General features: G+C 58.1%; 26 protein-coding genes and 1 tRNA gene. 10 read left to right on the forward strand and 17 right to left on the reverse strand.

Annotation, left to right across the window (positions count from 1 at the left end):
* Nucleotides 1-14: 14 nt before the first annotated feature.
* Together ACWR1S_RS15365 and ACWR1S_RS15370 are read right to left on the reverse strand one after the other, a co-directional pair.
* Nucleotides 15-764: an ABC transporter substrate-binding protein gene (locus ACWR1S_RS15365; protein ID WP_122609212.1), complete on the reverse strand. Its 750-nt coding sequence runs from the start codon at nt 762-764 to the stop codon at nt 15-17.
* Between the two features lie 13 nt (nt 765-777).
* A complete protein-coding gene (locus tag ACWR1S_RS15370) occupies nt 778-1,551 on the reverse strand; it encodes an ABC transporter ATP-binding protein (RefSeq protein WP_108224284.1) in 774 nt (257 codons plus the stop codon).
* A 554-nt stretch (nt 1,552-2,105) separates the two neighbouring features.
* On the opposite strand from ACWR1S_RS15370, the gene gabP reads away from it, so the two are divergent.
* Nucleotides 2,106-3,497 carry a GABA permease gene (gene gabP / locus ACWR1S_RS15375; protein ID WP_454564088.1) on the forward strand — a complete coding sequence of 464 codons (1,392 nt, stop codon included), beginning with the start codon at nt 2,106-2,108 and terminating at the stop codon, nt 3,495-3,497.
* Nucleotides 3,498-3,567: 70 nt separating this feature from the next.
* Here the strand turns inward: gabP and ACWR1S_RS15380 are convergent, their stop codons facing one another.
* From ACWR1S_RS15380 to ACWR1S_RS15395, 4 genes are all read right to left on the reverse strand, one after another.
* Nucleotides 3,568-4,020: a hypothetical protein gene (locus ACWR1S_RS15380; RefSeq protein ID WP_064117023.1), complete on the reverse strand. Its 453-nt coding sequence runs from the start codon at nt 4,018-4,020 to the stop codon at nt 3,568-3,570.
* A gap of 6 nt (nt 4,021-4,026) precedes the next feature.
* Entirely contained in the window at nt 4,027-4,440 is a 414-nt protein-coding gene (locus tag ACWR1S_RS15385) for a hypothetical protein (RefSeq protein ID WP_016986326.1), read from the reverse strand.
* 29 nt (nt 4,441-4,469) lie between these two features.
* Nucleotides 4,470-5,411, reverse strand: a complete 942-nt coding sequence (locus ACWR1S_RS15390) for an alpha/beta hydrolase family protein (protein ID WP_454564089.1) — start codon at nt 5,409-5,411, stop codon at nt 4,470-4,472.
* Between the two features lie 101 nt (nt 5,412-5,512).
* The gene (locus tag ACWR1S_RS15395; RefSeq protein ID WP_454564090.1) at nt 5,513-6,571 is read right to left on the reverse strand and encodes a PDDEXK nuclease domain-containing protein; all 1,059 of its coding nucleotides are present in this window, start codon (nt 6,569-6,571) and stop codon (nt 5,513-5,515) included.
* Nucleotides 6,572-6,830: 259 nt separating this feature from the next.
* Between ACWR1S_RS15395 and ACWR1S_RS15400 the strand changes: the two genes are divergently transcribed.
* Complete coding sequence (locus ACWR1S_RS15400) at nt 6,831-7,280, forward strand: carboxypeptidase regulatory-like domain-containing protein (protein ID WP_454564091.1); 450 nt, start codon at nt 6,831-6,833, stop codon at nt 7,278-7,280.
* A gap of 76 nt (nt 7,281-7,356) precedes the next feature.
* Nucleotides 7,357-7,647 (forward strand): YceK/YidQ family lipoprotein, encoded by a 291-nt coding sequence (locus ACWR1S_RS15405; protein WP_454564092.1) that lies wholly within the window; start codon nt 7,357-7,359, stop codon nt 7,645-7,647.
* Here ACWR1S_RS15405 and ACWR1S_RS15410 read toward each other — a convergent pair.
* From ACWR1S_RS15410 to ACWR1S_RS15450, 9 genes are all read right to left on the reverse strand, one after another.
* Nucleotides 7,644-7,997, reverse strand: coding sequence for a hypothetical protein (locus ACWR1S_RS15410; RefSeq protein WP_116029282.1), 354 nt, complete (start codon nt 7,995-7,997; stop codon nt 7,644-7,646). The genes ACWR1S_RS15405 and ACWR1S_RS15410 overlap by 4 nt on opposite strands.
* Complete coding sequence (locus ACWR1S_RS15415) at nt 7,994-8,875, reverse strand: alpha/beta hydrolase (RefSeq protein WP_454564093.1); 882 nt, start codon at nt 8,873-8,875, stop codon at nt 7,994-7,996. The genes ACWR1S_RS15410 and ACWR1S_RS15415 overlap by 4 nt, the downstream gene beginning before the upstream one ends.
* Nucleotides 8,872-9,663 (reverse strand): TSUP family transporter, encoded by a 792-nt coding sequence (locus ACWR1S_RS15420; RefSeq protein WP_454564094.1) that lies wholly within the window; start codon nt 9,661-9,663, stop codon nt 8,872-8,874. The genes ACWR1S_RS15415 and ACWR1S_RS15420 overlap by 4 nt, the downstream gene beginning before the upstream one ends.
* 75 nt (nt 9,664-9,738) lie before the next feature.
* Complete coding sequence (locus tag ACWR1S_RS15425; RefSeq protein ID WP_454564095.1) at nt 9,739-10,818, reverse strand: hypothetical protein; 1,080 nt, start codon at nt 10,816-10,818, stop codon at nt 9,739-9,741.
* Between the two features lie 581 nt (nt 10,819-11,399).
* Nucleotides 11,400-11,475, reverse strand: a tRNA-Phe gene (locus ACWR1S_RS15430).
* Nucleotides 11,476-11,579: 104 nt separating this feature from the next.
* On the reverse strand, nt 11,580-11,852 hold the full coding sequence (locus tag ACWR1S_RS15435) for an oxidative damage protection protein (protein WP_008024947.1): 273 nt from the start codon (nt 11,850-11,852) through the stop codon (nt 11,580-11,582).
* Nucleotides 11,849-12,916: an A/G-specific adenine glycosylase gene (gene mutY, locus ACWR1S_RS15440; RefSeq protein WP_454564096.1), complete on the reverse strand. Its 1,068-nt coding sequence runs from the start codon at nt 12,914-12,916 to the stop codon at nt 11,849-11,851. The genes ACWR1S_RS15435 and mutY overlap by 4 nt, the downstream gene beginning before the upstream one ends.
* Nucleotides 12,913-15,138, reverse strand: coding sequence for an AsmA family protein (locus ACWR1S_RS15445; protein WP_454564097.1), 2,226 nt, complete (start codon nt 15,136-15,138; stop codon nt 12,913-12,915). The genes mutY and ACWR1S_RS15445 overlap by 4 nt, the downstream gene beginning before the upstream one ends.
* Before the next feature lie 78 nt (nt 15,139-15,216).
* A complete protein-coding gene (locus tag ACWR1S_RS15450) occupies nt 15,217-15,621 on the reverse strand; it encodes an acetyl-CoA sensor PanZ family protein (RefSeq protein WP_454564098.1) in 405 nt (134 codons plus the stop codon).
* A 224-nt stretch (nt 15,622-15,845) separates the two neighbouring features.
* Between ACWR1S_RS15450 and ACWR1S_RS15455 the strand changes: the two genes are divergently transcribed.
* From ACWR1S_RS15455 to hisF, 6 genes are all read left to right on the forward strand, one after another.
* Nucleotides 15,846-17,510 (forward strand): OFA family MFS transporter, encoded by a 1,665-nt coding sequence (locus ACWR1S_RS15455; protein WP_454564099.1) that lies wholly within the window; start codon nt 15,846-15,848, stop codon nt 17,508-17,510.
* Nucleotides 17,511-17,783: 273 nt separating this feature from the next.
* Nucleotides 17,784-18,377 (forward strand): imidazoleglycerol-phosphate dehydratase HisB, encoded by a 594-nt coding sequence (gene hisB / locus ACWR1S_RS15460; protein ID WP_007909204.1) that lies wholly within the window; start codon nt 17,784-17,786, stop codon nt 18,375-18,377.
* The gene (gene hisH / locus ACWR1S_RS15465) at nt 18,377-19,015 is read left to right on the forward strand and encodes an imidazole glycerol phosphate synthase subunit HisH (RefSeq protein WP_311885034.1); all 639 of its coding nucleotides are present in this window, start codon (nt 18,377-18,379) and stop codon (nt 19,013-19,015) included. Before hisB ends, hisH begins: the two co-directional genes overlap by 1 nt.
* Nucleotides 19,016-19,276 carry a DUF2164 domain-containing protein gene (locus ACWR1S_RS15470; RefSeq protein WP_008080554.1) on the forward strand — a complete coding sequence of 87 codons (261 nt, stop codon included), beginning with the start codon at nt 19,016-19,018 and terminating at the stop codon, nt 19,274-19,276.
* Nucleotides 19,277-19,318: 42 nt separating this feature from the next.
* The gene (hisA, locus tag ACWR1S_RS15475; protein WP_007909210.1) at nt 19,319-20,056 is read left to right on the forward strand and encodes a 1-(5-phosphoribosyl)-5-[(5-phosphoribosylamino)methylideneamino]imidazole-4-carboxamide isomerase; all 738 of its coding nucleotides are present in this window, start codon (nt 19,319-19,321) and stop codon (nt 20,054-20,056) included.
* Between the two features lie 9 nt (nt 20,057-20,065).
* A complete protein-coding gene (gene hisF, locus ACWR1S_RS15480; protein WP_007909211.1) occupies nt 20,066-20,836 on the forward strand; it encodes an imidazole glycerol phosphate synthase subunit HisF in 771 nt (256 codons plus the stop codon).
* A gap of 73 nt (nt 20,837-20,909) precedes the next feature.
* On the opposite strand, the gene ACWR1S_RS15485 is transcribed toward hisF, so the two are convergent.
* Nucleotides 20,910-22,397 (reverse strand): trypsin-like serine peptidase, encoded by a 1,488-nt coding sequence (locus ACWR1S_RS15485; RefSeq protein ID WP_454564100.1) that lies wholly within the window; start codon nt 22,395-22,397, stop codon nt 20,910-20,912.
* A 263-nt stretch (nt 22,398-22,660) separates the two neighbouring features.
* On the opposite strand from ACWR1S_RS15485, the gene ACWR1S_RS15490 reads away from it, so the two are divergent.
* Nucleotides 22,661-23,416 (forward strand): substrate-binding periplasmic protein, encoded by a 756-nt coding sequence (locus tag ACWR1S_RS15490; RefSeq protein ID WP_454564101.1) that lies wholly within the window; start codon nt 22,661-22,663, stop codon nt 23,414-23,416.
* Here ACWR1S_RS15490 and ACWR1S_RS15495 read toward each other — a convergent pair.
* Entirely contained in the window at nt 23,397-24,767 is a 1,371-nt protein-coding gene (locus tag ACWR1S_RS15495; protein WP_454564102.1) for a Vps62-related protein, read from the reverse strand. The two genes, ACWR1S_RS15490 and ACWR1S_RS15495, sit on opposite strands and share 20 nt — an antisense overlap.
* Nucleotides 24,768-24,836: the final 69 nt, after the last annotated feature.

Below are 24,836 nucleotides of genomic sequence, written 5' to 3' on the forward strand. Positions count from 1 at the left end.
CCCACAGGTCAGGATCAGTAGATGCTGAACGGGAAGTACTTGTCGTTGATCTTCTTGTAGGTACCGTCGGCGACGATTTCCTTCAGAGCAGCGTTCAACTTCTCACGCAGTGGGTCGCCCTTACGCACAGCGATGCCGATCTTGTCGCTTTCTACAACCGGATCACCCTTGAACTCGTAGTTCTTGCCCGCGTCGCTTTTCAGCCAGTCATAGTTGGCGTACTTGTCGGCGAGGATCGCGTCAACACGACCGGAGGTCAGGTCGAGGTAGGCGTTTTCCTGGGTGTCATAGAGTTTGACGTTGAGATCGCTGCCGTAGTTGTCTTCCAGCCAGGTGCCGGCCAGCGTGGCACGCTGGGTACCGATGGACTTGCCCTTCAAGGAGTCCTTGTCGGTTTTGAAGTCGACGTTTTTCGGTGCGATGAATTGCAGTTTGTTCGAGTAGTACGGGTCGGTGAAGTCGACCGCGCCTTTGCGCTCGTCGGTGATCGACAGCGAGGAGATCAGGAAGTCGAACTTCTTCGCGTTCAGGGCCGGGATGATGCCGTCCCAGTCGGAAGTGACCACGGTGCACTCGACTTTCATCTTCGCGCACAGAGCGTCGCCGATGTCTTTGTCGAAGCCGACCACGTTGCCGCTGGCGTCTTTGTTGTTGAACGGCGGGTAGGCCGCTTCGATGCCCATCTTCAGGGTTTCAGCCATGGCACCGGCGCTGAACGCGAGGGTGACGGCGGCGGCCAGGAAGACCTTCTTGAAATTCTGCATGCATGTTGCTCCGTTAGCGGTTGCTGGACATGAATTGTTTGCAGCGCGCCGAAAGCGGGTTTTCGAACACCTGCTGAGGCGATCCTTGCTCTTCTATAAGGCCTTGGTGAAGGAACACCACTTCGCTGGAGACCTGACGGGCGAAACCCATTTCGTGGGTCACGAGCAGCATGGTGCGGCCTTCTTCGGCCAATGCGCGGATGACACTAAGTACTTCCTGAACCATTTCCGGGTCAAGCGCCGAGGTGGGCTCGTCGAACAGGATAACCTTCGGTTGCATCGCCAGCGTGCGAGCGATTGCTGCGCGCTGTTGCTGACCACCGGACAATTGCGCCGGATAGGCGTGGCGCTTATCGGCGATGCCGACCTTGGCCAGCAGCGCTTCAGCGACTTCGATGGCTTCGGCCTTGCTCTGGCCGAGCACGCGACGCGGTGCCTCGATAATGTTGTCGAGGATGCTCATGTGCGGCCACAGATTAAAGTTTTGAAATACAAAACCAATCTCGGAGCGCAGGCGATTGATCTGTTTGCCGTCGGCGGCAACCAGTTCGCCATTCTTGGCGGATTTGAGCTTGAGTTCTTCACCGGCCACCAGAATCTGGCCCTGATGCGGGTTTTCCAGCAGGTTGATGCAACGCAGGAACGTGGACTTGCCGGAACCGGAGGAACCGAGGATCGAGATCACATCGCCGTCGCGGGCGGTCAGCGAGATGCCTTTGAGCACCTCAAGCTGTCCGTAGCGTTTGTGCAAGTTGCGGATTTCAAGCGCGGGCGTGGCCTCAGCCATGTGCGTTCCTCATATATGTTGCGCTCCAGCTGTTGGATGGCCGTCCTGGCGAGGCGGCCAAGCTAGCATAGCGTTTCAATGGCAGCCAACAGCGCTGCGAGCGGTTAACGGGTGGCGTGTGGCTGGTTGTCGCATCGGCGCAGCAGACTGTCGCCCCATCAACAACCGAACGGGTGTTTGATCGTGCAAACCCGCGGGTGTCGCGTAAAAAAAGGCGCGATGTTGCCAGCTTTGGCGGGGTGTTGGAAGCGCTATCCGGCCGAACGTTCCTGAATCGCCCTTTTATTGTGCATCCCACACTTTTTCAGTGTGTTTCTGGTGCGCTGATTCATCTTGAAAGTGAGTCGCAGGGTAACGTTCTGGCGAATCGCCATTAATCTCAAGGACTTGCGATGACTGTCCGGTCTCGCGCAAAACCGCAGCCCAGAAGACTTTGAAACATTTTGGCGCATTTATTGCGTGCAGAATCCGGAACGCCCCGTTGGTTTCTTTTTACGAGAAAGAAAATTCCAGACGGGCCGGACGCAATCGCTTTCCTTGCAAAGGTAGTTTCGATGAGCAGTACCCCAAGCTCCAATGGCCTCGAACAGGGGCTCAAACCGCGTCATGTGACCATGTTGTCGATCGCCGGTGTCATCGGCGCCGGTCTGTTCGTTGGCTCCGGCCACGCCATCGCCGCCGCCGGCCCTGCCGTTCTGCTGGCTTACGCCGCCGCCGGTACTCTGGTGGTGTTGGTGATGCGCATGCTCGGCGAAATGGCTGTTGCTTCGCCGGACACCGGTTCGTTCTCGACGTACGCCGACCGTGCCATCGGGCACTGGGCCGGTTTCACCATCGGCTGGCTGTATTGGTGGTTCTGGGTGTTGGTGATTCCACTGGAAGCCAACGCCGCCGCGACCATCCTCCATGCATGGTTCCCTGATGTCGGCATCTGGGCGTTCGCGCTGATCATCACCATGCTGCTGACCGTCACCAACCTGTTCAGCGTGAAGAACTATGGTGAATTCGAATTCTGGTTCGCGCTGATCAAAGTGCTGGCGATCATCGGCTTCATCGCCCTCGGTCTTGCAGCGATCTTCGGCTACCTGCCGAACAGCCAGGTCAGCGGCGTTTCGCACCTGTTCGACAGCGGCGGCTTCCTGCCCAACGGCATGGGCGCGGTACTGGGTGCAATCCTGACTACCATGTTCTCCTTCATGGGTACCGAAATCGTCACCATCGCGGCCGCGGAATCGAAAAACCCGGGCAAGCAAATCTCCAAGGCCACCAACTCGGTGATCTGGCGGATCGGCTTGTTCTACCTCGTATCGATCTTCATCGTTGTGGCCCTGGTGCCTTGGAACGATCCTACGCTGGCCAACCTCGGTTCCTACCAGACCGTGCTTGAGCGCATGGGCATTCCTAACGCGAAAATGATCGTCGACATCGTGGTACTTGTTGCTGTGACCAGTTGCCTGAACTCGGCGCTGTACACCTCGTCGCGCATGCTCTTCTCCCTCGGCAAGCGTGGCGATGCACCGGCCATGTCGACCCGCACCAACAAAAGCGGTACGCCTTACTGGGCAGTGATGCTGTCGACCGGCGCGGCGTTCCTGTGCACCTTCGCCAACTACGTGGCCCCGGCCGCAGTGTTCGAATTCCTCCTGGCCAGCTCCGGCGCCATCGCACTGTTGGTGTACCTGGTGATCGCCTTCTCGCAACTGCGCATGCGAAAACAACGCATGGCGCGCGGCGAGAAAATCGTCTTCAGCATGTGGCTGTTCCCGGGCCTGACCTACGCGGTGATCATCTTCATCGTCGCGGCCCTGACCATCATGCTGTTCCAGGAAGCGCACCGCGTGGAGATCCTCGCAACTGGCCTGCTGAGCCTGATGGTGGTGGCTGCCGGTCTGTTGGTGGCACGCCGTCGCAAGCTGGAAAAACGTGGTGCGGTGGTGTTGAACTGATCCGTAACACGTAATGCAAAACGGCCGCTGTCAGTGATGACGAGCGGCCGTTTTTGTTTGTGAGCGTGGTTTATTCGCTCTTGTCTTCCTGCGCTTCCACCGACTTGCCATAAGCATCCAGCGCAACCCCGAAATCGGTGATGAACTGTGGCTCGCTCAACCAGGCCTGGGCCTCTTCGATCGTTACGCCTTCGGCCCACATGCGGTAGTCGATCAACATGTCGGCGGCCAGGTGGGTGGCGGCCATGCCTTCGTTGTCGGCGTTTTCCATGTCCAGCAGTTCTGGATGATCAACAATGACGAACGCCAGTTCGCGCAGCAGGGTCAGCAGCATCTCGTTGCGGCTGATGGCTTCGGCGTCGCGCATTTTGCTGAACATCGCCAGGGTGTATTCCGGGATCGGCTCGGCGAGGTGGTCGAGGTCTTCGTCCTGTTCCAGTGGCTTGCGGCCGACCATACGGATTTGCTTGGCTTTGGCCTTGGCGCGTTTGGCGCGTTTCTGTTGCTTGTTCAGGGATGCCATGGGAACTCAGTTCTTCTGTTGGGTTTGTGCGGCAATCGCGTCGGACGCCGCCACATAGTCGGCCTGGAAGGCCGGGGATTCGATCCACGCCAGCGCGCCGGCTTCGTCGGTTTCCTGCGACCACTGGCGATACTCGATCAGCGCGGCGAGGATGAAATCCATCGCGCCTTCTTCGCCTTCCTGCTCATAAACCAGTTCCAGCAGCGGGTCTTCGAGGAATGCGCTGCACAGCGCTTGCTGGCTGATCTTCTCGGCGTCGATCATTTTCTTGAACAGCTCGGTCAAGTCCACCGATTCGAAGTCGATGCGATCATCGTTCGGGTCCAGTTCGACCGGCGCTTCGGCGCGTTTGGTGCGGTTCTGCTTGGCCTTGGCTTTGGCCCGGGTGGCGCGTTTCTGCTGCTTGTTGGCGGAGGCCATGATGTGTTCCGTCGTGCGTTGAGAGGGGCTCAGCTGCGCGGGACTTGCCGCCCGGGTGTGTCGTGGGCCAGTGCGCCGGTTTGCAGCCAGGTCAGAGCGATGGGCCATAGTGTGGCTTGGTATGCGCTGCGAAAAAAGGCGAAATGTCCGACTTGTTGTTCGCCGATGTCCTGCGGCTCGATGCGCAGGTGGGTTTTTGCAGCGTTGTCGAAGTAGCCGAGCAGGCGTTCGATCGCCGCAATTGTGCCGTAAGGATCGTCGCTGATGCTGATGGCCAAGGTCTGCGCGCGAACATTGGAAAAGGGCAGGGTGCCGTTCTTTTTCATCAACGCGCGACCACTGGGGCGCTGTTCGTAACGCGCGGTGGGCGTGCTCCAGTCGCGTACAACGCCGGTCGGCGTATCTTCCAGCCAGCCGAGTCGCTTACCGGGGAAAAAGCCGCAGAACAGCGTCAGCAACGGCATCAGCACATGCCATTTGCCGAACATGCGCCAGCGCTGTTCGGGGGCGTAATCGCGCCAGTAGGCGAACTGCGCACCAACGGTGACCAGCCGTCGGATAACCCGCCCGGACTCGCCCAAACCTGCCGCGCAACCGCCAAAACTGTGGCCGACTACGTCAATCGGCTGACCGGGAAACTCCCGTTGCGCGCGTTTGAGCATCGCTTCGAAATCCAGTGCGCCCCAATCTGTCCACGAGGCGTTCAAGCCTTTGATCGACGCGGATCGTGATTCGCCGATGCCGCGGTAGTCGTAGGTCATCACGTCGAAGCCGTTTGCGAACAGATAAGCCGCGAAACGCGAGTAGTGGCGGCAACGTACCGACGTGGCGGCGCTGATGATCACTACTGGGCGTTGGCTATCAGGCAAGAACTGACGCCAGGTGAAACCGCCAAGTGCAAAACCGTCGGCGGCAGCTTCTTTGAAAGGCTCACCTTGCTCAGCAGTCAAGGTTGGCGACCCTGACTGCATGTCTTGCCTTGCGCGCGTGTCCTGACAGTTCATGACGCTCGACCTGGAAGAATAAGCTGACAACGATAGTCTCCCCGCCGCCCGGCAACAATCCGCAAGTTTTACTCGGTGGATTGAGTGAGCATGCGCTCTTCGATCAACGCCTGCTCGCGATTGAGTTCCGCGCGTAACTCGTCTTCACTCGGCAGTATCGTTTTGTAACTGCTGGCGAACAGTTGCTCATTACCCTTGAGCATTGAGTAGCGCGCCACCGAGTCGTTGCTCTCGGCAGACAGAATAATCCCGACTGTCGGCTTGTCGCCCTCGCTGCGCATGAGTTCGTCGTACATGCGCACATACATGTCCATCTGTCCGACATCGCGGGCGCTGAGCTTGCCGCGCTTGAGATCAATGATCACAAAGCATTTGAGCAGGTAGTTGTAGAACACCAGATCGATGTACAGATCGACGCCGTCGGTACTGATGCGTTGTTGGCGGGCGACAAAGGAAAAGCCTTTGCCCAGCTCAAGCAGAAAGCCCTGCAGATGGTCGATCAGAGCTTGTTCGAGACCGCTTTCCCTGACCTTGCCTGCCGAGGGTAGACCGAGAAACTCGAGCATCACGGGATCGCGAATGAATTCACGCGGGTTGCATTTCAGCGCTTCGATGTTGGTGGTGGCTTCTTCGATGACATCGGCTTTGTCGCGACTCATGAGAAGCCGCTCGTAGTAGAGCGTGAGGATCTGGCGATCGAGGGCGCGGCTTGACCAGTTCAGGTTGGCGCATTCGTCCATGTACCAATGGCGTGCTTTTTCATTGGTCACGCCCAGAAGCCGACGATAGTGGGTCCAGCTCAATTCGTGACGCAGTGCGTCACGAATTGGAAACGCCTGATAAAAGAGGCGCATATAACGCAGGTTGGAAGCGTCAAAACCCTTCCCGAATTGCGCCGTCAGATCTTTCGCCAACAACACGAGCAACTGTTTGCCATAGCCCGCACGCTGGGCTCCCTCTTGTTCAAATTCGACAATATGCCTGCCGATCTGCCAGCAGGTCTGCACTTGAATCGTGTCCACCGCACGCAGCACTTTTTGCCGCGCCTGGCGAATCAGTTCGCCCAGCTCCCCCAGCAACGAATCGATTTTCGGGTCTTGCGTGTCAGCAGGTTTTAGCGGGCTCATCGGCTCTTCCACATCGTTGGATACAGGCGTCAAAGCATGCCAAGAGTCGCCGCGTGGGTATGTCGGGCGAGCCGGTGATGTGGGACGGAAGAAGGGATTGATGTTGCAGGACGTTGCCGCTGAAAGAGGCGTCATAGGGTAATGGCCTGTAGTCCATTTCGTACATGCGCCAAGTTCCAAACAATCTAAAACCCGCCCCGATACGCAAAATCTAACGGGAGTAACGGTTGGGTTCTGCAAGAACCCGGGAGTCGTGATCATGAAACGCGTTCTTTCATTCATGCTGCCCATCGCCGCCGTCGCTGCATTGCTGTTTCCGGTGATGGTGCAGGCAGCCAGTCTTGAACCTATCGACAGTGCCGGGGTGCAAGTTCAGCAGCAACAACAGAACGGCGTCACTTATCTGGCCGGCGGGATCGGTGAGGATGAGGCGAAGGCCATTCAACAAACCGGCGGTTACAACCTGCACATGACGTTCGCTGTGGGCGCGCAAGACGAGTACACCGCTGATGTCGATGTGATGATTGAAAAGTCGCCAGGGCAAACCCTACTGACGCTTAACCAGACGGGCCCGTTGGTATACGTGCAACTACCACCCGGCAAGTACACGGTGGTGGCCACGCGTAAAGGCGAAACGCGGCGCGACGTGACAGACGTTGGCGCAGGTGTTCCGCGCAATCTGGTGTTCCACTGGAATGACGCGGGATAGCGATGGATGTGATTGCAAAGCCTGGGCGCGGGTACAATCCCGCGCCTCATATTGTGTGATGTAAGGAAGCGCTGGTTTGAAAGGGATTTTGCGTGCTGTTGGTGTCATCGGCCTGGTATTGCAGTTGACCGGCTGCGGAACGTTTATCGGGCGTTTGAATGACGGTTTGTCCGATGCCCAGTATTACCGAGGGGTTGATGGCAGCCTTCACCTGCTGGGTGTGCGTGGTGGTGGTAGCGATGGCATGCCGGCGGCGATCGTCTGTTACATGATGATTGTCTGTCCGGTTATCACCGTTGTATCCCTGCCAGTGGACGCCGCTCTGGACACGGTTTTGCTGCCGGTGGATTACATCAATACGCTTTAGGTTTTCTTTGCGCGGCGCTTGCTCTTCGGCGTGTGCACGGGCTCTTGCACTTTGCGATAGATCCACACGCCGAACACTCCAACTGCCAGCAGAAACACTGTGCCAACGCTCTGCCAGACAAACTCGAACCAGAACTGCCGAGGTTGCAGGGCCAGGGTGTAGGTGCTGCGCGGGCCGCGGTTATTGGTGGTGATAGAGCCGGTGATCCAGCTGTCGATCAGCATCCAGATCGACAACCCGATGGCGACAGTAATCAGCAGAGCAACGAGAACAGTCAGCCAGTAAGTCACCCGACTTGGGCGATAGGGTGGCGGATGGGGCAGAGGGACGCGGGTTTTCCTTTGGTTCATGACACTTGGGACCTGTTTCCGGCATTGATGAACTGCGTTATCTCGTTCGCCAACTCTGCGGCGCGTAGCGGGTTTTCCCTGAACCACGTAGATACAGCGTGGTCGCAACCCGGCAGCACGATCTTTCTGAATTGATGGGGGCCCAGGCTCTTTTCAATGGCCTCGATAACCTCATAGGGAATGGCGCTATTGATCATGCGCGGGCCCAGTTGCTGCGTCCCGGCAGATGTACCGGCGATCCCGCCAAACGCGGTTGATCGAAGGCCGTCGTATTCGCCGATCACCAGCAAGACCTCCCCTTCGAACGTGCGCAAGAAATCCAGCGATGGCGAGTCGAGAAAACCGTAAGGCTCAGAAATGGCACGTTTGAACGGTGGACCAAACGGTTGCTGCCAAGCCGCCTCCGCGTACAGGGCGGGACAGAACAGCACAATGCGTCTGACTGAAGCGCAATGCGCTTGCGCCACCTTGAGCGCCACTGCGCCCCCCAGACTGTGACCGATCACGGTGTTGAGTTCGGCGCCCAGATGACCGGCAAACTGCAAAGCCTCCTGAAGGTTGTGCGCCAGCGAAGTCTTTTCAAGAGCGATGTCGGCGCAGGGGTTGTGACCTGAAAGATTGAAGCTCAGGCTGGCAACACCCAGCGCCTGCAAGGGATGCAGAATGGCGTTGAGTCGCGAATAGTCAGAGCGGGCACCGTGAATCGCCAACACTGTTGGCATTGGCGATTCTCCGGCGCAGCCCGCCAGTACCCGACCTTCCAATTGGTAGCCCGCGAAGGTTTGCGAAAAGAAAAACTCAGGGCCGGTTGGCGCCTCGTCGAACTGCAACCGAGACCGAAGTCGAGATGCGCCGGTCAACGCCAGCCGATTGATCACAAGGCTGCCAGGGTGTGGAGGACGGCAACGCGCAATGGATTGGTCTCCACGCTCAACAGCTTGATCGCCAGGGCGCAGCAGACCACGATCAACATGGGTTTGATCAAGCGTGAGCCGACCCGGACAGCGGCTCTGGCACCCAGTTGTGCGCCGAGGAAGGCTGCCAGCGCCATGGCAATCGCGATCGGCCAGATGATCACGCCTTTGGTGATGAAGACTGACAGTGACCCTAGGTTGCACGAAGCGTTGGCCAGTTTGGTAAAGCTCATGGCCCGCATCATGCCAAGCCCGCAGAGCAGCACGAAACCGACGATAAAGAACGAGCCTACACCCGGACCGAAGATACCGTCGTAGAAGCCCAGGATCGGCGCCACGGTGAACGAGAACAGCAGAATGCCGATTCTCTTGCGACGATCTTCATTGGCCAGTTTTGGCGAGAGCGCAAAGTAGATCGCCACCAGAATAAGCATGACGGGCACGCACACTTCCAGATAGCGCTTATCAATAGAACTGACCAAGAGTGCCCCGCTGGCGCCCCCCAGGAATGCGCAGATAACCAGGAAGCGCCCCTCGCGCCATTCAATCATGCCTTTGCGAGCAAAAGTGACCGTGGCTGAAATAGTCGCCGACGCGGCCTGAAACTTGTTTGTGGCAATCGCACTGATCGGGTCGACGCCGGCCAGAAACAAGGCCGGCAAAGTAATCAAACCGCCACCCCCGGCAATCGCATCAAAAAAACCGGCGCAAAAAGCCACAAGCGCCAACATGCCAATTACATCCCAAGCCATTACATTTTCCCTTTTATAGTTATTGGCCAGCCATCCACATGACTGGCCATTCAACAGCCTTGCCTGCGGTGAATATCAGCCCTGTATCAGCAGCGGATCGTCGGAAATGACAATCGGCGAGGAGAACTTCGACAGGCCGAAGATGCGCACCAGTACGCGGCGATTGTCTTTGATGACATCACGACAGTGCAGGGCCCGGACGTTATTGATCACCATGGCCGACTCTTGCGTCAGTGTGTATTGAACCGGTGTTGCTTTACCCACGCTTTGGCAAAGCGCGGAATACGCCTCTTTGACAAAGTCCGAAGCGTTGTCGTTGACGGAAAAACGGTACGAGTTGAATCGCGCGGCGAATCCGACGTTGTCATCGAACTCCAGAATCGAAACATTACGCCCGTCTTCGCCCTTGCCGTTGACGAAAGAGTCGCTGCGGGTGAACTGGAAGCTGCCCGTTGTGAGTGCGAGGCACCCAGTGACGCCGATTTCATCCAGCAGAGGTGGCAGCGGAATCACCGAGGTGGGCTCCAGGCTTGGATTCCACAGGGCCGATAGAATCAACGACGAAGGCGAGGGCGAGTGCCCGTCTTTCGCGTTGACGGCGCACCAGTACGGCGCTTCGGTGTGCGGGCCGAGGGCGAGACCGGAGTGGGAACTCAGCTCTTTGATTTCCGGTTCGTCATTGATTTTGGTCAGTCCACCGCCCTTGAAGTTGGCGACGAGCCGGACCAGTTTGCCTTCGTTGTCCATGTCGTAGGCGAAGGAGCTGTTATCCACCAGTTTCAACAGAATCTGATTGCGTGCCGCCAGGCAAAGTACGTCGTGACGATTCTCCAGAGCGGCCAGTTCGGGAAGTTCATCCGGTGGGCTGGTCTCGGTGAATGTTTGCATGCCTTCGAAAATCAGCAGGGAAACGAGGCCGTCGGAGTAAGCGCCCAGCAGTTCACATTGATCCTTGGAAAACGAAAACTTCAACTCGGTCGCTGCCAGCGAGGCCTTGGACTTGGCGCCGGCGACTTGTGGCCCGCCCATAGTTGCCAGTTCTTCGGAGAAGGTGTGCAGCAGCGTTGCCTGTTGCGTGTCAAAACTGAAAGTTCTGACTTCCTGTTCAACTAAAGACTCAACGGTTTTATTGGTTTGTTGTAGGACTTCGGTCATTGGTTACATCCCTGTCGTATCGGCTCCCGTTATATTTTTTGTGGGAGCTGTTGGCTGTTTCGATGATGCAATGCGTGCCGAGCGCACGCACAGATCCGGACGTGGGCGAGTTGATACAGGTCTGGTTTTTTCGGGAGGGCACAGGGCGCTGTGACGCGACAGTTCAAACAAGTGTTGAATGCCGGGTTAGTGTTTGCTGTCGCTTGCCTGACAGTTGAAACAACAGCAGATGACCTGCGCTGAGGTCTTGTCCTCCATGACAACTTTATGAGGGGTCTTTGTTCTGCAAGCGATCCTGCTTGCAGACGCAACTCTCCTGCTGCCAGCAATAACCTCGGTAGGTTCCGATGATTAGAGCGCGCGGAGTGCGTTAATTGGGTAATGCGTTAAATGCCGGTCATCAGGGCTGAACTGCCCGGCGAACATTCTCGACAGTCAGCAATGACCTGCCGGAAAAAGCTGACGGAGCCTAACATCAAAATAATGGCCAGCAAAAGCACTGAAAGAGGGGATGAAGCGCGGCCTGTTAAATCGCAGGCATAAAAAAACCCTGAATCTTGCGATTCAGGGTTTTCGGTATTTGGTGCCCAGAGACGGAATCGAACCGCCGACACGGGGATTTTCAATCCCCTGCTCTACCGACTGAGCTATCTGGGCAACGGGGCGCATTAAAAGGGTTTTTCGGATTTACGTCAACGACTTTTTTAAAATTTCTTAAATTAATTCCGTCGCTTACGATCCGACCCCCGATTTTGCGGGGTTTACTCTGCGGGCGGAACGTAGCCTTCGGCCTTGGCGTATTCCTCACCGGAGAAGTACTTGTCCATTTCGCCCTGAAGATATTTGCGATCTTCGGCGTTCATCATGTTCAGACGTTTTTCGTTGATCAGCAGGGTCTGGTGTTTTTGCCAGTCCGCCCAGGCCTTGGCCGAGACGTGGTCAAAAATATCCTGACCTTTTGCGCCCGGGAAAGGAGCACGTTCCAGCGCGGGCAATTCTTCTTTGTACTTACGGCACATGATAGTGCGGGTCATGGCGACTCTCCTGCATTCAAGACGGCGGCCGCGCGTTCGAGCAAGGTTTTGACCGGGGCGGCGAGGCCCAGGCGCGGCGGGGTGGCGAGGTTATACCAGAGCCAGTCGGCCTCGGCCACGTGATGGGCGGCCTCCTGCACCTGAACCAGCCAGGGTTCGATGGACAGCTGGAAATGGCTGAACGTATGGACAAGGCTCGGCAGCGCCTGCTGCTCGCCCATGGTCAGCGAGTGCTGATCGGCGAGATGTTGCAGGTCGTCGAGGTCATCGAGTTCCGGCAGGCTCCACAAACCGCCCCACAAACCCGTTGAGGGACGACGGTAAAGCAGAATTGCCCCTTCGCCGTTCGCCAGCATCGGCATCAGCGTGCGCTTTTGCGGGATGGCTTTGCGCGGCTTGGGAATCGGGTAGCGGGTTTCCAGGCCGAGCATGTGCGCTTCGCAGCCACGCTCCAGCGGACACAGCAGGCAGCTCGGCTTGCTGCGGGTGCAGAGTGTTGCGCCAAGATCCATCATCGCCTGGGTATAGGCGTTGACCCGATCGTGCGGCGTAAAGCGCTCAGCGTTGGCCCAAAGCTGTTTGGCGACCTTCGGCTCGCCGGGATAGCCCTCTTGCGCAGTAAAGCGCGCCAGCACGCGTTTGACGTTGCCGTCGAGGATCGGCGCACGCAGGCCCATGCTGATACTGGCGATGGCGCCGGCAGTGGACAGACCAATGCCCGGCAGATCCGTAAGCTTTTCGACGTCACGCGGAAATTCGCCGCCGTACTGGCTGACAACGATCTTCGCGGTCTTCTGCAAATTGCGCGCGCGGGTGTAGTAACCGAGCCCGGTCCACAGATGCAGCACTTCGTCTTCGGGCGCTTCGGCCAGTGCTTCAACCGTCGGCAGCGCGGCCATGAAACGGTCGAAATAGTTGAGCACGGTGCTGACCTGGGTCTGCTGCAACATGATCTCCGACACCCACACCCGATACGGGTTGATGTTTTGCTGCCAAGGCAAATCGTGGCGGCCGTGGCGGTCGAACCACTCCCGCACCGCCGTGGAAAATTGCTCCGCTCTCATCGCTTGAACAGCCCCTTCAATGCGTTTTTCAGTTCCGGGCTGACCTTGTCACCGAGTTTCTCGTCGATCTTTTCACTGAGTTTGTCGCCAGCGAGTTTGGTCGCGACCTGACCGAGGCGATCGTTGTCGACGCGGCAGGCCTTGGCGCCCAGTTCCAGCGGGCCGCGGCAGCGCAGCGGCCACTCGATACCGACGAATTTTTCGCCGACCTGACAGGCCGGATCCGGCATGGCGCTGGTGTCGCCTTCGACGATGATGCCGACGCGGTAATCCATGCCGAGCACACGCAGGTCGATGTCGCCGTCACCGTTGACGGTCATGCCGGGGATACGCACCTTCAGATCCGGGTTGCTGGCAATGCCATTGCGGAAGGTCAGGTTGCCTTTCAGCTCCTGGAACGGTGTGTCCTTGCCGCGTGGCTCGCCGCTGAGGGTTTTGCGGTTGAGCGTGGCGATGCCTTTGCACAGTTGCTGCTCAAGGTTGGCGTTGAGCAGCACGCCGTTGTTGATCACGAAGTTGGCGTTGCCGTTAAGCGTATCGATCAGTGCCTGCTGGCTGTTACCGCTGCCGGTGACGTTGCTGGTGAGGGTTACCAGACCTTTGACCGGCGGGTTCTTGCCTTGGCTTTCGAGGATTTTTTCTACGGGGACGCGGTTGAGTCTGGTCTGCAGGTTCAGCACTGGCGCGCTCGGGCGCACATCAAGTGTGCCGTTGGCTGCGAAGCCGCCGTTGTACAGCTCGCCGCTCAGGTTGGTCAGGGTCAGCAGGCCGCCCTGGCCGGTGGCTTTCAGTGCGGCGTTCTGGATCGGCAATTTGTCGAGGGTCAGCAGGCCGAAGCTCAGATCGGCATCGACGTCGAGTTTGGCCAGGCGCTCAACCGGCAGCAGGCGCTCGGTACTCCAGGCGGTTTTGCTCGGTTTGTCCGGCAGCGGCGTGGAACCCGCGCCGGCCATCGCATCGGCTTCGGTGCTGGCGACTTCGGCCTGACGCGTTTGCGTGGCGCTGGTGGCTTTTTCCGATTTTGGCGGCAGGTAACGATCAGCGTTGAACGTGTCAGCCTTGAGCACAGCGCGCAGCGACTGCTTGGCGAAGTCTTCGACGGCGATGCGGCCGCTGAAGCTGCTGTCGTCGAGTTTCAGGTTGATGTTATCGAAAGCGACGCTGGTTGGCGTGGCGGCCACTCGGCTGACCAGTTCGACTTTGCTCAGGCTGCCTTCGGCCATGGCCGGGAGTTTCTGACCGATGCTGTCGACGAACTTCGCCAGATCGAACTGGGCGATGGAGAGGCCGCCGGTGATCTGCGGGGTCTTGTCGAGGTCGTTGGCTTTCAGCTCGCCCAAGGCGCGCAACTGGTTTGCAGAGATCTTGATACCGGTCCATTCGGCGACGTTCGCGGCTTTGTCCAGCGATATCTGGCCCTGAGCTGCGAACGTCATGGTCTTGCCTTGCAACGGATCGCCAGCCAGTTCACCGGAGAGCTTCATATCCTCGAACTTGTAGCGTTGCAGGGCGCGCTCGATGCGCAACTCGCCGGTGAGTTCTGTGCGCACGCGTAGAACCGGTTGGTTGGTGCCGAGGAACGCGGTGGCTTTCACCGGGATATTGGTCGAATCGTGCACCGGTCCGGTGCTCAACTGGATGCTCTCGGCGCTGAACTGCTTGCCGGTCTTCTCGTCGTTGTACTCAACGCGCGCGTTGTTGACGGTCAGGCTGTCGATGTCGAGGCGGATCGGCTGCGGCGGCTTTTCCACCGCAACAGGTGCTTCGCTGGCCGATTGGCCCGGCGTAGCGGCTGGCGGCGTTGCGCCGGCGGGGGCGGGGACCTTGCCGATGTCTTCCCAGTTGCCGTGGCCGTCCTTGTCGCGATTGAGGCGCAGGTTCAGGCCTTCGACGCGCACGTCGCTCATTTGCACTTCGCGGCGCAGCAGCGGCAGCACACGCACGGACAGGCCGAGCATCTGCAAATCGGCAAACGGTTCGGCAGGTTTGACCAGGGTGGCGACGCTGGCCTCGTGCAGTTCCAGGCCGAGCCAGGGGAACAGGCTCCAGCCGATATCGCCATTGAGCGTCAGCTCGATGTGGGCCTTGTCGCGGGCTATCTGGCGGATCTCGTCTTTGTAATCGTTGGGATCGAAGAGGTGGGTCAGGGCAAAACCTGCCGCCACAATGATCAGCAACAGCCCGAGAAGTACCAGACCCAGGATTTTGCCGAACGCTTTCATGGGCGAGTCCTTGTAGTTAGTCGAATTCGTTATTTAGCCGGGGAGTATAGCGCTGCAACTACCCGGTTCGCTGTGACGTCATGTTGCCAGGACCTCCAGCGGCACCTGCAACTTCGCGGCGAGTGCCTGAGCCTCAACATGTCCATCAGGCGCCAGCAGGCGCAGTTCCGCCCCCGCTTGCGACGCCATTTTCTGCGCTTGGTTCACCAGCCGTTCGGCAACGCCACGGCGACGGGTAACTTTTCGTACGCATAAATGGGACAAGTACCAGACGCCTTGATGCCTTTGCAGGCGACCGGCACCGAGCAAGCGGTCGTTGAAGCGCCCGGCAATGAAAGTCCCGTCGGCGAGGACGCTGTCGATCAGGCTGGTCTCCCCGCAAAACGGTGCGAACAGCCATTCTGGCGCATCGCGATAGATCTTCTGCAGATCCTGTTGATCCTGATAACTGGCGTCTTTCAAGGCTTGAACAACGATCGGCATGGCGTTTTCCTGGGTGGTACGAGAACAGATGACATAAAAAAGGTGATATCAGTTTGGTTTTTCTGTCACGTGCAAATGGTAACCTTCGCCCGTTCGTCAGTCCTTCTGCGACTTAACGTCGCGCCTTCAAGGAGCTTCACCCAAAAAAACGGTCATGCCTGCGTGCATAAAGGCCGGGGGTGAACAGTGGCTGGCGAACCATACTAATAATTGGGGGATACACAATGAGCACGAGCATCACGGCGGACGGCCTCAACGCCGATCAGCCCGCGTTCCTGTCCAAGGAACGCATCATCGCCAAGCCCGGTTTCAACCGTTGGCTGGTGCCACCGGCCGCTCTGGCCATCCACCTGTGCATCGGCATGGCCTACGGCTTCTCGGTGTTCTGGTTGCCGCTGTCCAAGGCGCTGGGCGTTACTGCTCCGGTGGCTTGCGCACCGGACATGAGCTTCATCGCACAAGTGTTCTCGTCGCAATGTGATTGGCCGATCTCGATGCTCGGCTGGATCTACACGCTGTTCTTCATCTTCCTCGGCTGCTCGGCAGCGATCTGGGGTGGCTGGCTGGAGCACGCAGGTCCGCGCAAGGCCGGTGTGGTATCGGCACTGTGCTGGTGCGGCGGTCTGCTGATTTCGGCGCTGGGTATTTATACCCACCAGATCTGGCTGATGTGGATCGGCTCCGGCGTGATCGGTGGTATTGGTCTCGGCTTGGGCTATATCTCGCCGGTCTCGACCCTGATCAAGTGGTTCCCGGACAAGCGCGGCATGGCGACCGGCATGGCAATCATGGGCTTCGGTGGCGGCGCGATGGTCGGTGCACCGCTGGCAACCGCACTGATGAGCCACTTCGGCTCGGCGCAAGGTGTCGGCGTCTGGCAGAGCTTCGTGGCCATGGCGGCGATTTACTTTGTGTTCATGATCGGCGGCGCTTTGGCTTACCGCGTTCCGCCAACTGGCTGGAAACCTGAAGGCTGGACCGCTCCGGCGAAGAAAGCTGCGAACGCAATGATCACCAACCGCCACGTGCATGTGAATGTGGCGTGGAAAACCCCGCAATTCCGTCTGGTCTGGCTGGTGCTGTGCCTGAACGTATCTGCCGGTATCGGCATCCTCGGCATGGCTTCGCCGCTGCTGCAGGAAGTGTTCGGCGGCAAGTTGCTGGGTGTTGATGTGCCGTTCGGTCAACTGGACGCCGGGCAACTGGCTTCGATTGCCGCGATCGCTGCCGGTTTCACCGGTCTGCTGAGCCTGTTCAACATCGGTGGTCGTTTCTTCTGGGCCTCGTTCTCGGACTACCTGGGCCGCAAAAACACCTACTTCGTGTTCTTCGCCCTGGGTTTTGCCCTGTACGCGCTGATTCCGAACATGGGTCATTTGGGCAACGTTGCGCTGTTCGTAGCGGCGTTCTGCATCATTCTGTCGATGTACGGCGGCGGTTTCGCCACGGTTCCGGCGTATCTGGCCGACCTGTTCGGTACGCAGATGGTTGGCGCGATCCACGGTCGTCTGCTGACTGCCTGGGCTGCCGCTGGCGTGCTGGGTCCGGTATTGGTGAACTACCTGCGTGAATATCAGTTGAGCATTGGCGTTGAACGCGCCGCCGCTTACGACATCACCTTGTACATCCTCGCCGGTCTGCTGGTGCTGGGTTTCCTGTGCAACCTGTTGGTGCGTCCGGTGGCCGACAAGTACTTCATGACCGACGCTGAGCTGGCCGCCGAACAGGCGCTGGGCCACGACAAAGGTGCTGATGCCAGCACGGTTCTGGAGTGGAAAGCCGCGCCGGGCAGCAAGCCTTTGGCAATCGCTGCGTGGTTGGCTGTGGGTATTCCGTTGGCGTGGGGTGTGTGGGTAACCCTGCAGAAGACGGCGGTACTGTTTCACTAAGGTGTTAGCTGAATAAACACCGAACCTGTGGGAGCGAGCCTGCTCGCGAAGACGGAGTGTCAGTCAACTTAATTGTTGGCTGACCCACCGCATTCGCGAGCAGGCTCGCTCCCACATTTGTTTTTGCGCTGCCTGTAATGGCTTGTATGGACATGTCTACCCGCGACAGCCGGGCATTCTATCCGTCAGCCATCTCACCTCTCGTGTTTCTGTTTGCTTCCTGCGTGCCTATAATGGCTGCCTTTTTCGCCCAATGATTTTGCGGAGCTGGTGATGGCCGAACGTAAGGCTTCTGTCGAGCGCGACACTCTGGAAACCCAGATCAAAGCCTCGATCAACCTTGATGGCACCGGAAAGGCCCGATTCGATATCGGTGTTCCTTTTCTTGAGCACATGCTGGATCAGATCGCCCGTCACGGGTTGATCGACCTGGATATTGAATGCAAGGGCGATCTGCATATCGACGACCACCATACGGTGGAAGACGTCGGTATCACCCTCGGCCAGGCATTTGCCAAAGCCATCGGCGATAAAAAAGGCATTCGTCGCTACGGCCACGCCTATGTGCCGCTCGATGAAGCGCTGTCGCGCGTGGTGATCGACTTCTCCGGTCGTCCAGGCCTGCAGATGCACGTGCCGTACACCCGCGCCACCGTCGGCGGCTTCGACGTTGACCTGTTCCAGGAATTCTTCCAGGGCTTCGTCAATCACGCACTGGTCAGCCTGCACATCGACAACCTGCGCGGCACCAATACCCACCACCAGATCGAAACCGTGTTCAAGGCTTTCGGCCGCGCGCTGCGCATGGCCGTCGAGCTGGACGAGCGCATGGCCGGGCAGATGCCATCGACCAAAGGCGTTCTGTAATGCAGACGGTTGCAGTTATCGATTACGGCATGGGCAACCTGCACTCGGTGGCCAAGGCCCTTGAGCACGTCGGCGCCGGTAAAGTGCTGATCACCAGCGATGCGGACGTGATTCGTGAAGCTGACCGCGTGGTGTTCCCCGGTGTTGGCGCGATTCGCGACTGCATGGCGGAGATCCGTCGCCTCGGCTTCGACTCGCTGGTGCGCGAAGTCAGTCAGGATCGTCCGTTCCTCGGCATCTGTGTCGGCATGCAAGCGTTGCTCGACAGCAGCGAAGAGAACGACGGCGTCGACTGCATCGGCCTGTTTCCGGGTGCAGTGAAGTTCTTCGGCAAAGACCTGCATGAAGACGGCGAGCACCTGAAAGTCCCGCACATGGGCTGGAACGAAGTGAAGCAGAAGGTCAGCCACCCACTGTGGCATGACATCCCGGACATGGCGCGTTTTTACTTCGTGCACAGCTACTACATCGCCGCCGCCAATGCGCGGCAAGTGGTGGGTGGCGGTCATTACGGCGTCGATTTCGCTGCGGCGCTGGCCGATGGCTCGCGTTTCGCCGTGCAGTTCCACCCGGAGAAGAGCCATACCCATGGCCTGCAATTGCTGCAGAACTTCGCCGCGTGGGACGGTCGCTGGTAAATGGCTGCCAAGAAAACCAAACCGCCGATTCTGACCCTCACTCCCGAACAGGAGAACGAGGCCAATCGCAAGATTCAGCGGTTCATGGAAGACCGTTTCGAACTGGACCTCGGTTCGTTCGAAGCGGCGGAAATTCTTGAGCTGTTTACCCGCGAAATTGCTCCGCACTATTACAACAGGGCGATTTTCGATGTGCAGACCCACCTCAAAGAGCGGTTTGAAAGCATCGAAAGCGACCTGTGGGCGCTCGAGAAAAACTGATTTCCGAGCCAAGCTGAACATTCAAATTTGAAGGTTTGCCAGATGCTGATTATTCCCGCTATCGATCTCAAAGACGGTGCCTGCGTACGTCTGCGCCAGGGCCGCATGGAAGATTCCACAGTGTTCTCCGATGACCCGGTGAGCATGGCTGCCAAGTGGGTGGAGGGCGGTTGCCGCCGTCTGCATCTGGTCGATCTGAACGGCGCTTTCGAGGGTCAGCCAGTCAACGGCGAAGTGGTTACCGCGATCGCCAAGCGTTACCCGACTCTGCCGATCCAGATCGGTGGCGGCATCCGTTCGCTGGAAACCATCGAGCACTACGTCAAGGCTGGCGTCAGTTACGTGATCATCGGCACCAAAGCCGTTAAAGATCCTGCATTCGTCGCTGAAGCCTGCCGTGCGTTCCCGGGCAAGATCATCGTCGGTCTGGATGCCAAAGACGGTTTTGTTGCGACCGATGGCTGGGCGGAAATCAGCACCGTGCAGGTCATCGACCTGGCCAAGCAGTTTGAAGCCGACGGCGTCTCCTCGATCGTTTATACCGACATCGCCAAAGACGGCATGATGCAGGGCTGCAACGTGCCGTTCACCGCTGCGCTGGCTGCCGCTACCAAGATCCCGGTGATCGCCTCCGGCGGCATCCACAATCTGGGTGACATCAAATCGCTGCTCGACGCCAAGGCGCCGGGCATCATCGGCGCCATCACCGGCCGGGCGATTTATGAAGGCACCCTCGACGTCGCCGAAGCGCAAGCTTTCTGCGATTCGTACAAAGGCTGAGGACTGACCATGGCTCTGGCCAAACGCATCATCCCTTGCCTGGACGTGGACAACGGCCGGGTCGTCAAAGGTGTGAAGTTCGAGAACATCCGCGACGCCGGTGACCCGGTGGAAATCGCCCGTCGCTACGACGAGCAGGGCGCCGACGAGATTACTTTTCTCGACATCACCGCCAGCGTCGATGGCCGCGACACCACGCTGCATACCGTCGAACGCATGGCCAGTCAGGTGTTCATTCCGCTGACCGTCGGCGGTGGTGTGCGTACCGTGCAGGACATTCGCAATCTGCTCAATGCCGGTGCGGACAAGGTATCGATCAACACCGCTGCCGTGTTCAATCCGGAGTTCGTTGGTGAAGCGGCGCAGCATTTCGGTTCGCAGTGCATCGTTGTCGCCATCGACGCCAAAAAGGTTTCTGGCCCGGGCGAAACCCCGCGCTGGGAAATCTTCACCCACGGCGGGCGCAAGCCAACCGGCCTCGACGCGGTCGAGTGGGCGAAGAAAATGGAAGGCCTCGGTGCCGGCGAAATCCTGCTGACCAGCATGGATCAGGACGGCATGAAAAACGGCTTCGACCTCGGCGTCACCCGCGCGATCAGCGATGCGCTGGGCATTCCAGTGATCGCTTCCGGCGGTGTCGGCAACTTGCAGCATCTGGCCGACGGCATTCTCGAAGGTCACGCCAGTGCGGTACTGGCGGCGAGTATTTTCCACTTCGGCGAATACACCGTGCAGGAAGCCAAGGCCTACATGGCCAAACGCGGCATTGTCATGCGCTAATCCGCCGAGTCTGTGTACTACCGGGCGGAACCCCATCGGGGGCACACCGCCCGGCTTGTTGACGCACGACGGCTCAAGGTGTTTGCAGTATCTCTGTACGCACAGCCGAAGTATTGAAATCGCGATCCATGGTGTAGCTGCACAGCGTCAGTGGCAGGGCATCGTTGGGTACCAGAAAGCTGTCGTCGATCTTGCTGTAGCTTCTGGAATCAATGGCTGCACAGTCCGTTGAGTTCACAGCCCCAACGTATATCCGCGTCCAGATATTGCTATCTGTCGTTTCACGGTATTCGATCAACAGATCCTCAGTGCCAGGTTTGATGTGCGGGGCTGGTTCAGGCAGTCGAATTCCGCCCGGATTGACCAGGCGTGCCGGCAGAATTTGCGCGTTGCGCAATTTCCCCTCGATAAGTTTCTGATGGACTGAGTCGACGCCCATCAGGCACAGATAATACAAACCCGCTTCGTTGCCGATCGTTTCATTAACCAGGCCGGCACTGATATTAATCGCGTCGCTGTAGTGTTCAGGCAAGTAACAGGCATATGCGTCACGCACCGTTTTAAATCGAAAGAAATCAGTGCTCATTGAAAACCTGATGTCCCAGTCTGGCCCCTTTTCATGGCCTTTATCCGGTGTTTTATAAAGACTAATGTCTGCATTGGTTCTGGCTCTGAAGTTGAAGTCGGGCTTTAACGTACAGGCCGGTGCATCCCTGTTGAAGTGACCCTCTGAGAAGCAGGGCATGAGGTAATCGATCGGAAAACTTTGACTGGCCTGGTCAGGCAATAAGGATTGACGGGGAGGGTTTGCACAAAGTCCATGCCAGAAGCACAAATCGTCTGCCGTGATGCCGTAGGTGGTTCCCGATATCACACCGGTGACTTCCCGTGTTGCGATGTCCATGACCGGGGAGCCGGACGAGCCCGGTTCGATGCCTTTGCAATCCTGCTTCTGATAATCGGTATGGACGGTCAGGTACTTGATCAGCGTGGTGTTTGCCGGCTCTTGTGTGCAGGACGAAAGCCTGAGGCCCGGGGCGCTCAAGGGTGCGCCGATGACATTGACCGGCCCGGGTTTTTCAGGCGCGTTGCGTCCCAGCTTGAGTGGATTGATGCCGTCGTCGATCACCGCTTGCAGCGAAGTGTTCAATTCCATGACCGCGACATCGGTGCCGGCGAGGCTTGCCCACTTGACCTGTTGAATGTCGTAAAGCCTGGCATCGAGCAGAGTGTCTTGAAAATAGTTGAATTGCATTTGGCCCTGATAGGCCATATCAGCGGCTGTTCCAATCCAGATTGAGGCGCAATGTCCGTTGGTCAGGATATACGCCGGGCCGTTCGAGTTATTGTCAGAGTCGCGGGTGTCGATAAGAAAAGCGGTGCAATAGCGACGGTCTCCTTTGATGATCTGCCCAACGCCATTTAAATGATTGTTCTGGCCGTCAGCATTATTCAAAATAACAGGCTCCGCGGCTTCCGGAAAACTGTATGCGCAAGACGTCAGCGTGAATGTAATTGTTAGCAGTGCGAGAGTTGTTGTCAGTTTTGATTTGTAATTCATGACCGATCCTTGGTCTAGACTGAAAGTTATGTTGATTGTTATTGAAACTTTAATTTAATTCGTTTTTTTGGTGTTGTTGGCGCTGTAGCAAAATGTGAGTTGCAGGCTCTTCAAAACTGGCTTTATTGGTTGAAAAACAACTGAAAAAATCGTCCTGCTGACGCTTGTCACTCGACTGCAGTGCATTGACTCCGTACAGGCCAGTGGACAGCATGGCGCACCCAAGGCACTCTTGGGCACGCCATGGATTTCGGTAGCCCGACATGATCAAACGCCTGCTTCTCGTTCTCGCCAGCGCCTCGATGTTGCTCATCAACACGGCCCGGGCCGAAAACAGTCCCGACACCGATCTGGTGCTCCTCACCGAAAACTTTCCGCCGTACAACATGGCGAAAGATGGCAAGAACTTCGCCAAAGGCGAGAACATCAATGGCATCGCCGCCGACATTGTGCGCGAGATGTTCAAGCGTGCCGGCGTCACCTATAGCCTGACCCTGCGTTTTCCATGGGAGCGTGTCTATAAACTCGCACTGGAAAATCCCGGTTATGGCGCCTTTGTGATGGCGCGCCTGCCGGACCGTGAAAAACTCTTCAAATGGGTGGGTCCCATTGGTCCTGATGACTGGATCATGCTGGCCAAGGCTGACAGCAAGATCACCCTTGAAACCCTCAACGATGCGCGCAAGTACAAGGTCGGCGCCTACAAGGGCGATGCGATTGCCGAGACATTGGCCAAACAAGGCCTGAAGCCGATCGTGGTGCTACGCGATCAGGACAACGCGAAGAAACTGGTCAATGGCCAGATCGACCTCTGGGCCACCGGTGATCCCGCCGGGCGCTATCTGGCACGGCAGGACGGTGTCAGCGGTCTCAAGACCGTGCTGCGCTTCAACAGCGCAGAACTCTATCTGGCGCTGAACAAGGATGTCTCCGACGACGTCGTCGCCAAGCTTCAGGCGGCGCTGGATCAATTGCGCAAAGAAGGCGTGGTTGACGAGATCATGGGACGGTATCTGTAACGCCGGCTGTTTCCTGCTCGGGCAGCGCGGGAGTGAGTGTCTGCTCCGGCTCAGGGATGTCTACGGTTGTTTCGGAATCGACCGGCTGCACGGCAGGGACCACGATGGGCACCTGTGCTGCGTACTGGCTGATGTGCAAGCTGCTGCCGTCGGTGTAGCTGAAACTGTTTGCCACCGGTGTTCCGTCCGTGCGTAGCAGCCTGTAGTCACTTTGAATCAGATAAGCCGCCACGGACCTGTTGCCGTCCACCACTGCGACGACTTCAATGGCCGCCGTGTTGAGCCATTCGTTCGAATATATTTCACATTGCGTGAAATCGTGCCCCAGCCTTGCCGAAAACAGGAAGGGGGCGCGCACATTGGTTTGCCATTGAGCGCCAAACGCTATTGAAGTGCTGTGGGTGAATGCTCGCAGACTGTCGGTTCTCTGCTCGCGGTGCGCGGTCCAGCGAAATGTCTGGCTCGTGCTTTCGGTGTTGTGAGCATGACCGATGAGCACGTATTGGTCCGTGCGTTCCAGCTTGTAGACCGGTGAATTGCGCAGTTGCGCAAGGGGGGCCAGCAGCGGGTCTTTCACTGTGAACCAAGGCAGGCTGGCCGTGTAGGTCGGCTGCTGCGTCGCGCTCAGCGCAGTCGGTGCTTCCCCGCAAAGCACGGGTGCCGCAGGCCGCGGATTGATCTGAAGCGGAATCTGCAGGCGCAGCGAGTGGACCGGAAAGTTCGCCGGTTTCGTATAGCCATTGAATCCGGCGAAAGTGCCAGGCGCCAGATGAATTTCACCCGATGCTGCGGCTGGCGGCACCGCGCTCCAGACGCTGATGCTTTGTCGTGCGCCGCTGCCCTTGTCGTTCCACAGCGGATCGCTGTTGCTGGAAGCCGTCACCAGATCGGCGCGAACACAGCGAATCGAGTTAAGCGAGGGCTTTTCGTGACTGTTGGAGCATACCGATCCCAGTGCTACGTAACCGTCGGGAGGAACAGGTCGCCAGATAGCGCCATCCCTTTTCGATCCCGAACCGGAATCCCGCCAGATCAATTCAAAATCATTGGGTCTGCACAAGGCCTTGCCTTTGGCAGGATCGATACTGGGCGTCGCCGATTCGCAGACCACGGCCACCACTTTCTTGCCATTGATGTCGCCCAGGGCTGGCGCCACCACATCGCCCAGCGGAAAGTAACCGGGCAGTAAATCGGGGGCAGGGGTAGGGCGCCAGAATGCAGCAGGCTTCGCTCGCGAGCCCTCGGTGTCCCACATGCGCAGAAATTCGGTAGTGAAGTTGATCAGCAGGTTGTCGAGCCTGATCGGTTCTATTTGCCTGGCCGGCAATTGGGCATTGTCAGTTGTGGTCATAGTCAGTCCTGATAGTTGAAAAGCGACTCGGGGGAGTCGCGACCTGTTGCAGGTCTCACTATCCAGAAG

The sequence above is a fragment of the Pseudomonas sp. AIG genome, from assembly GCF_977020205.1.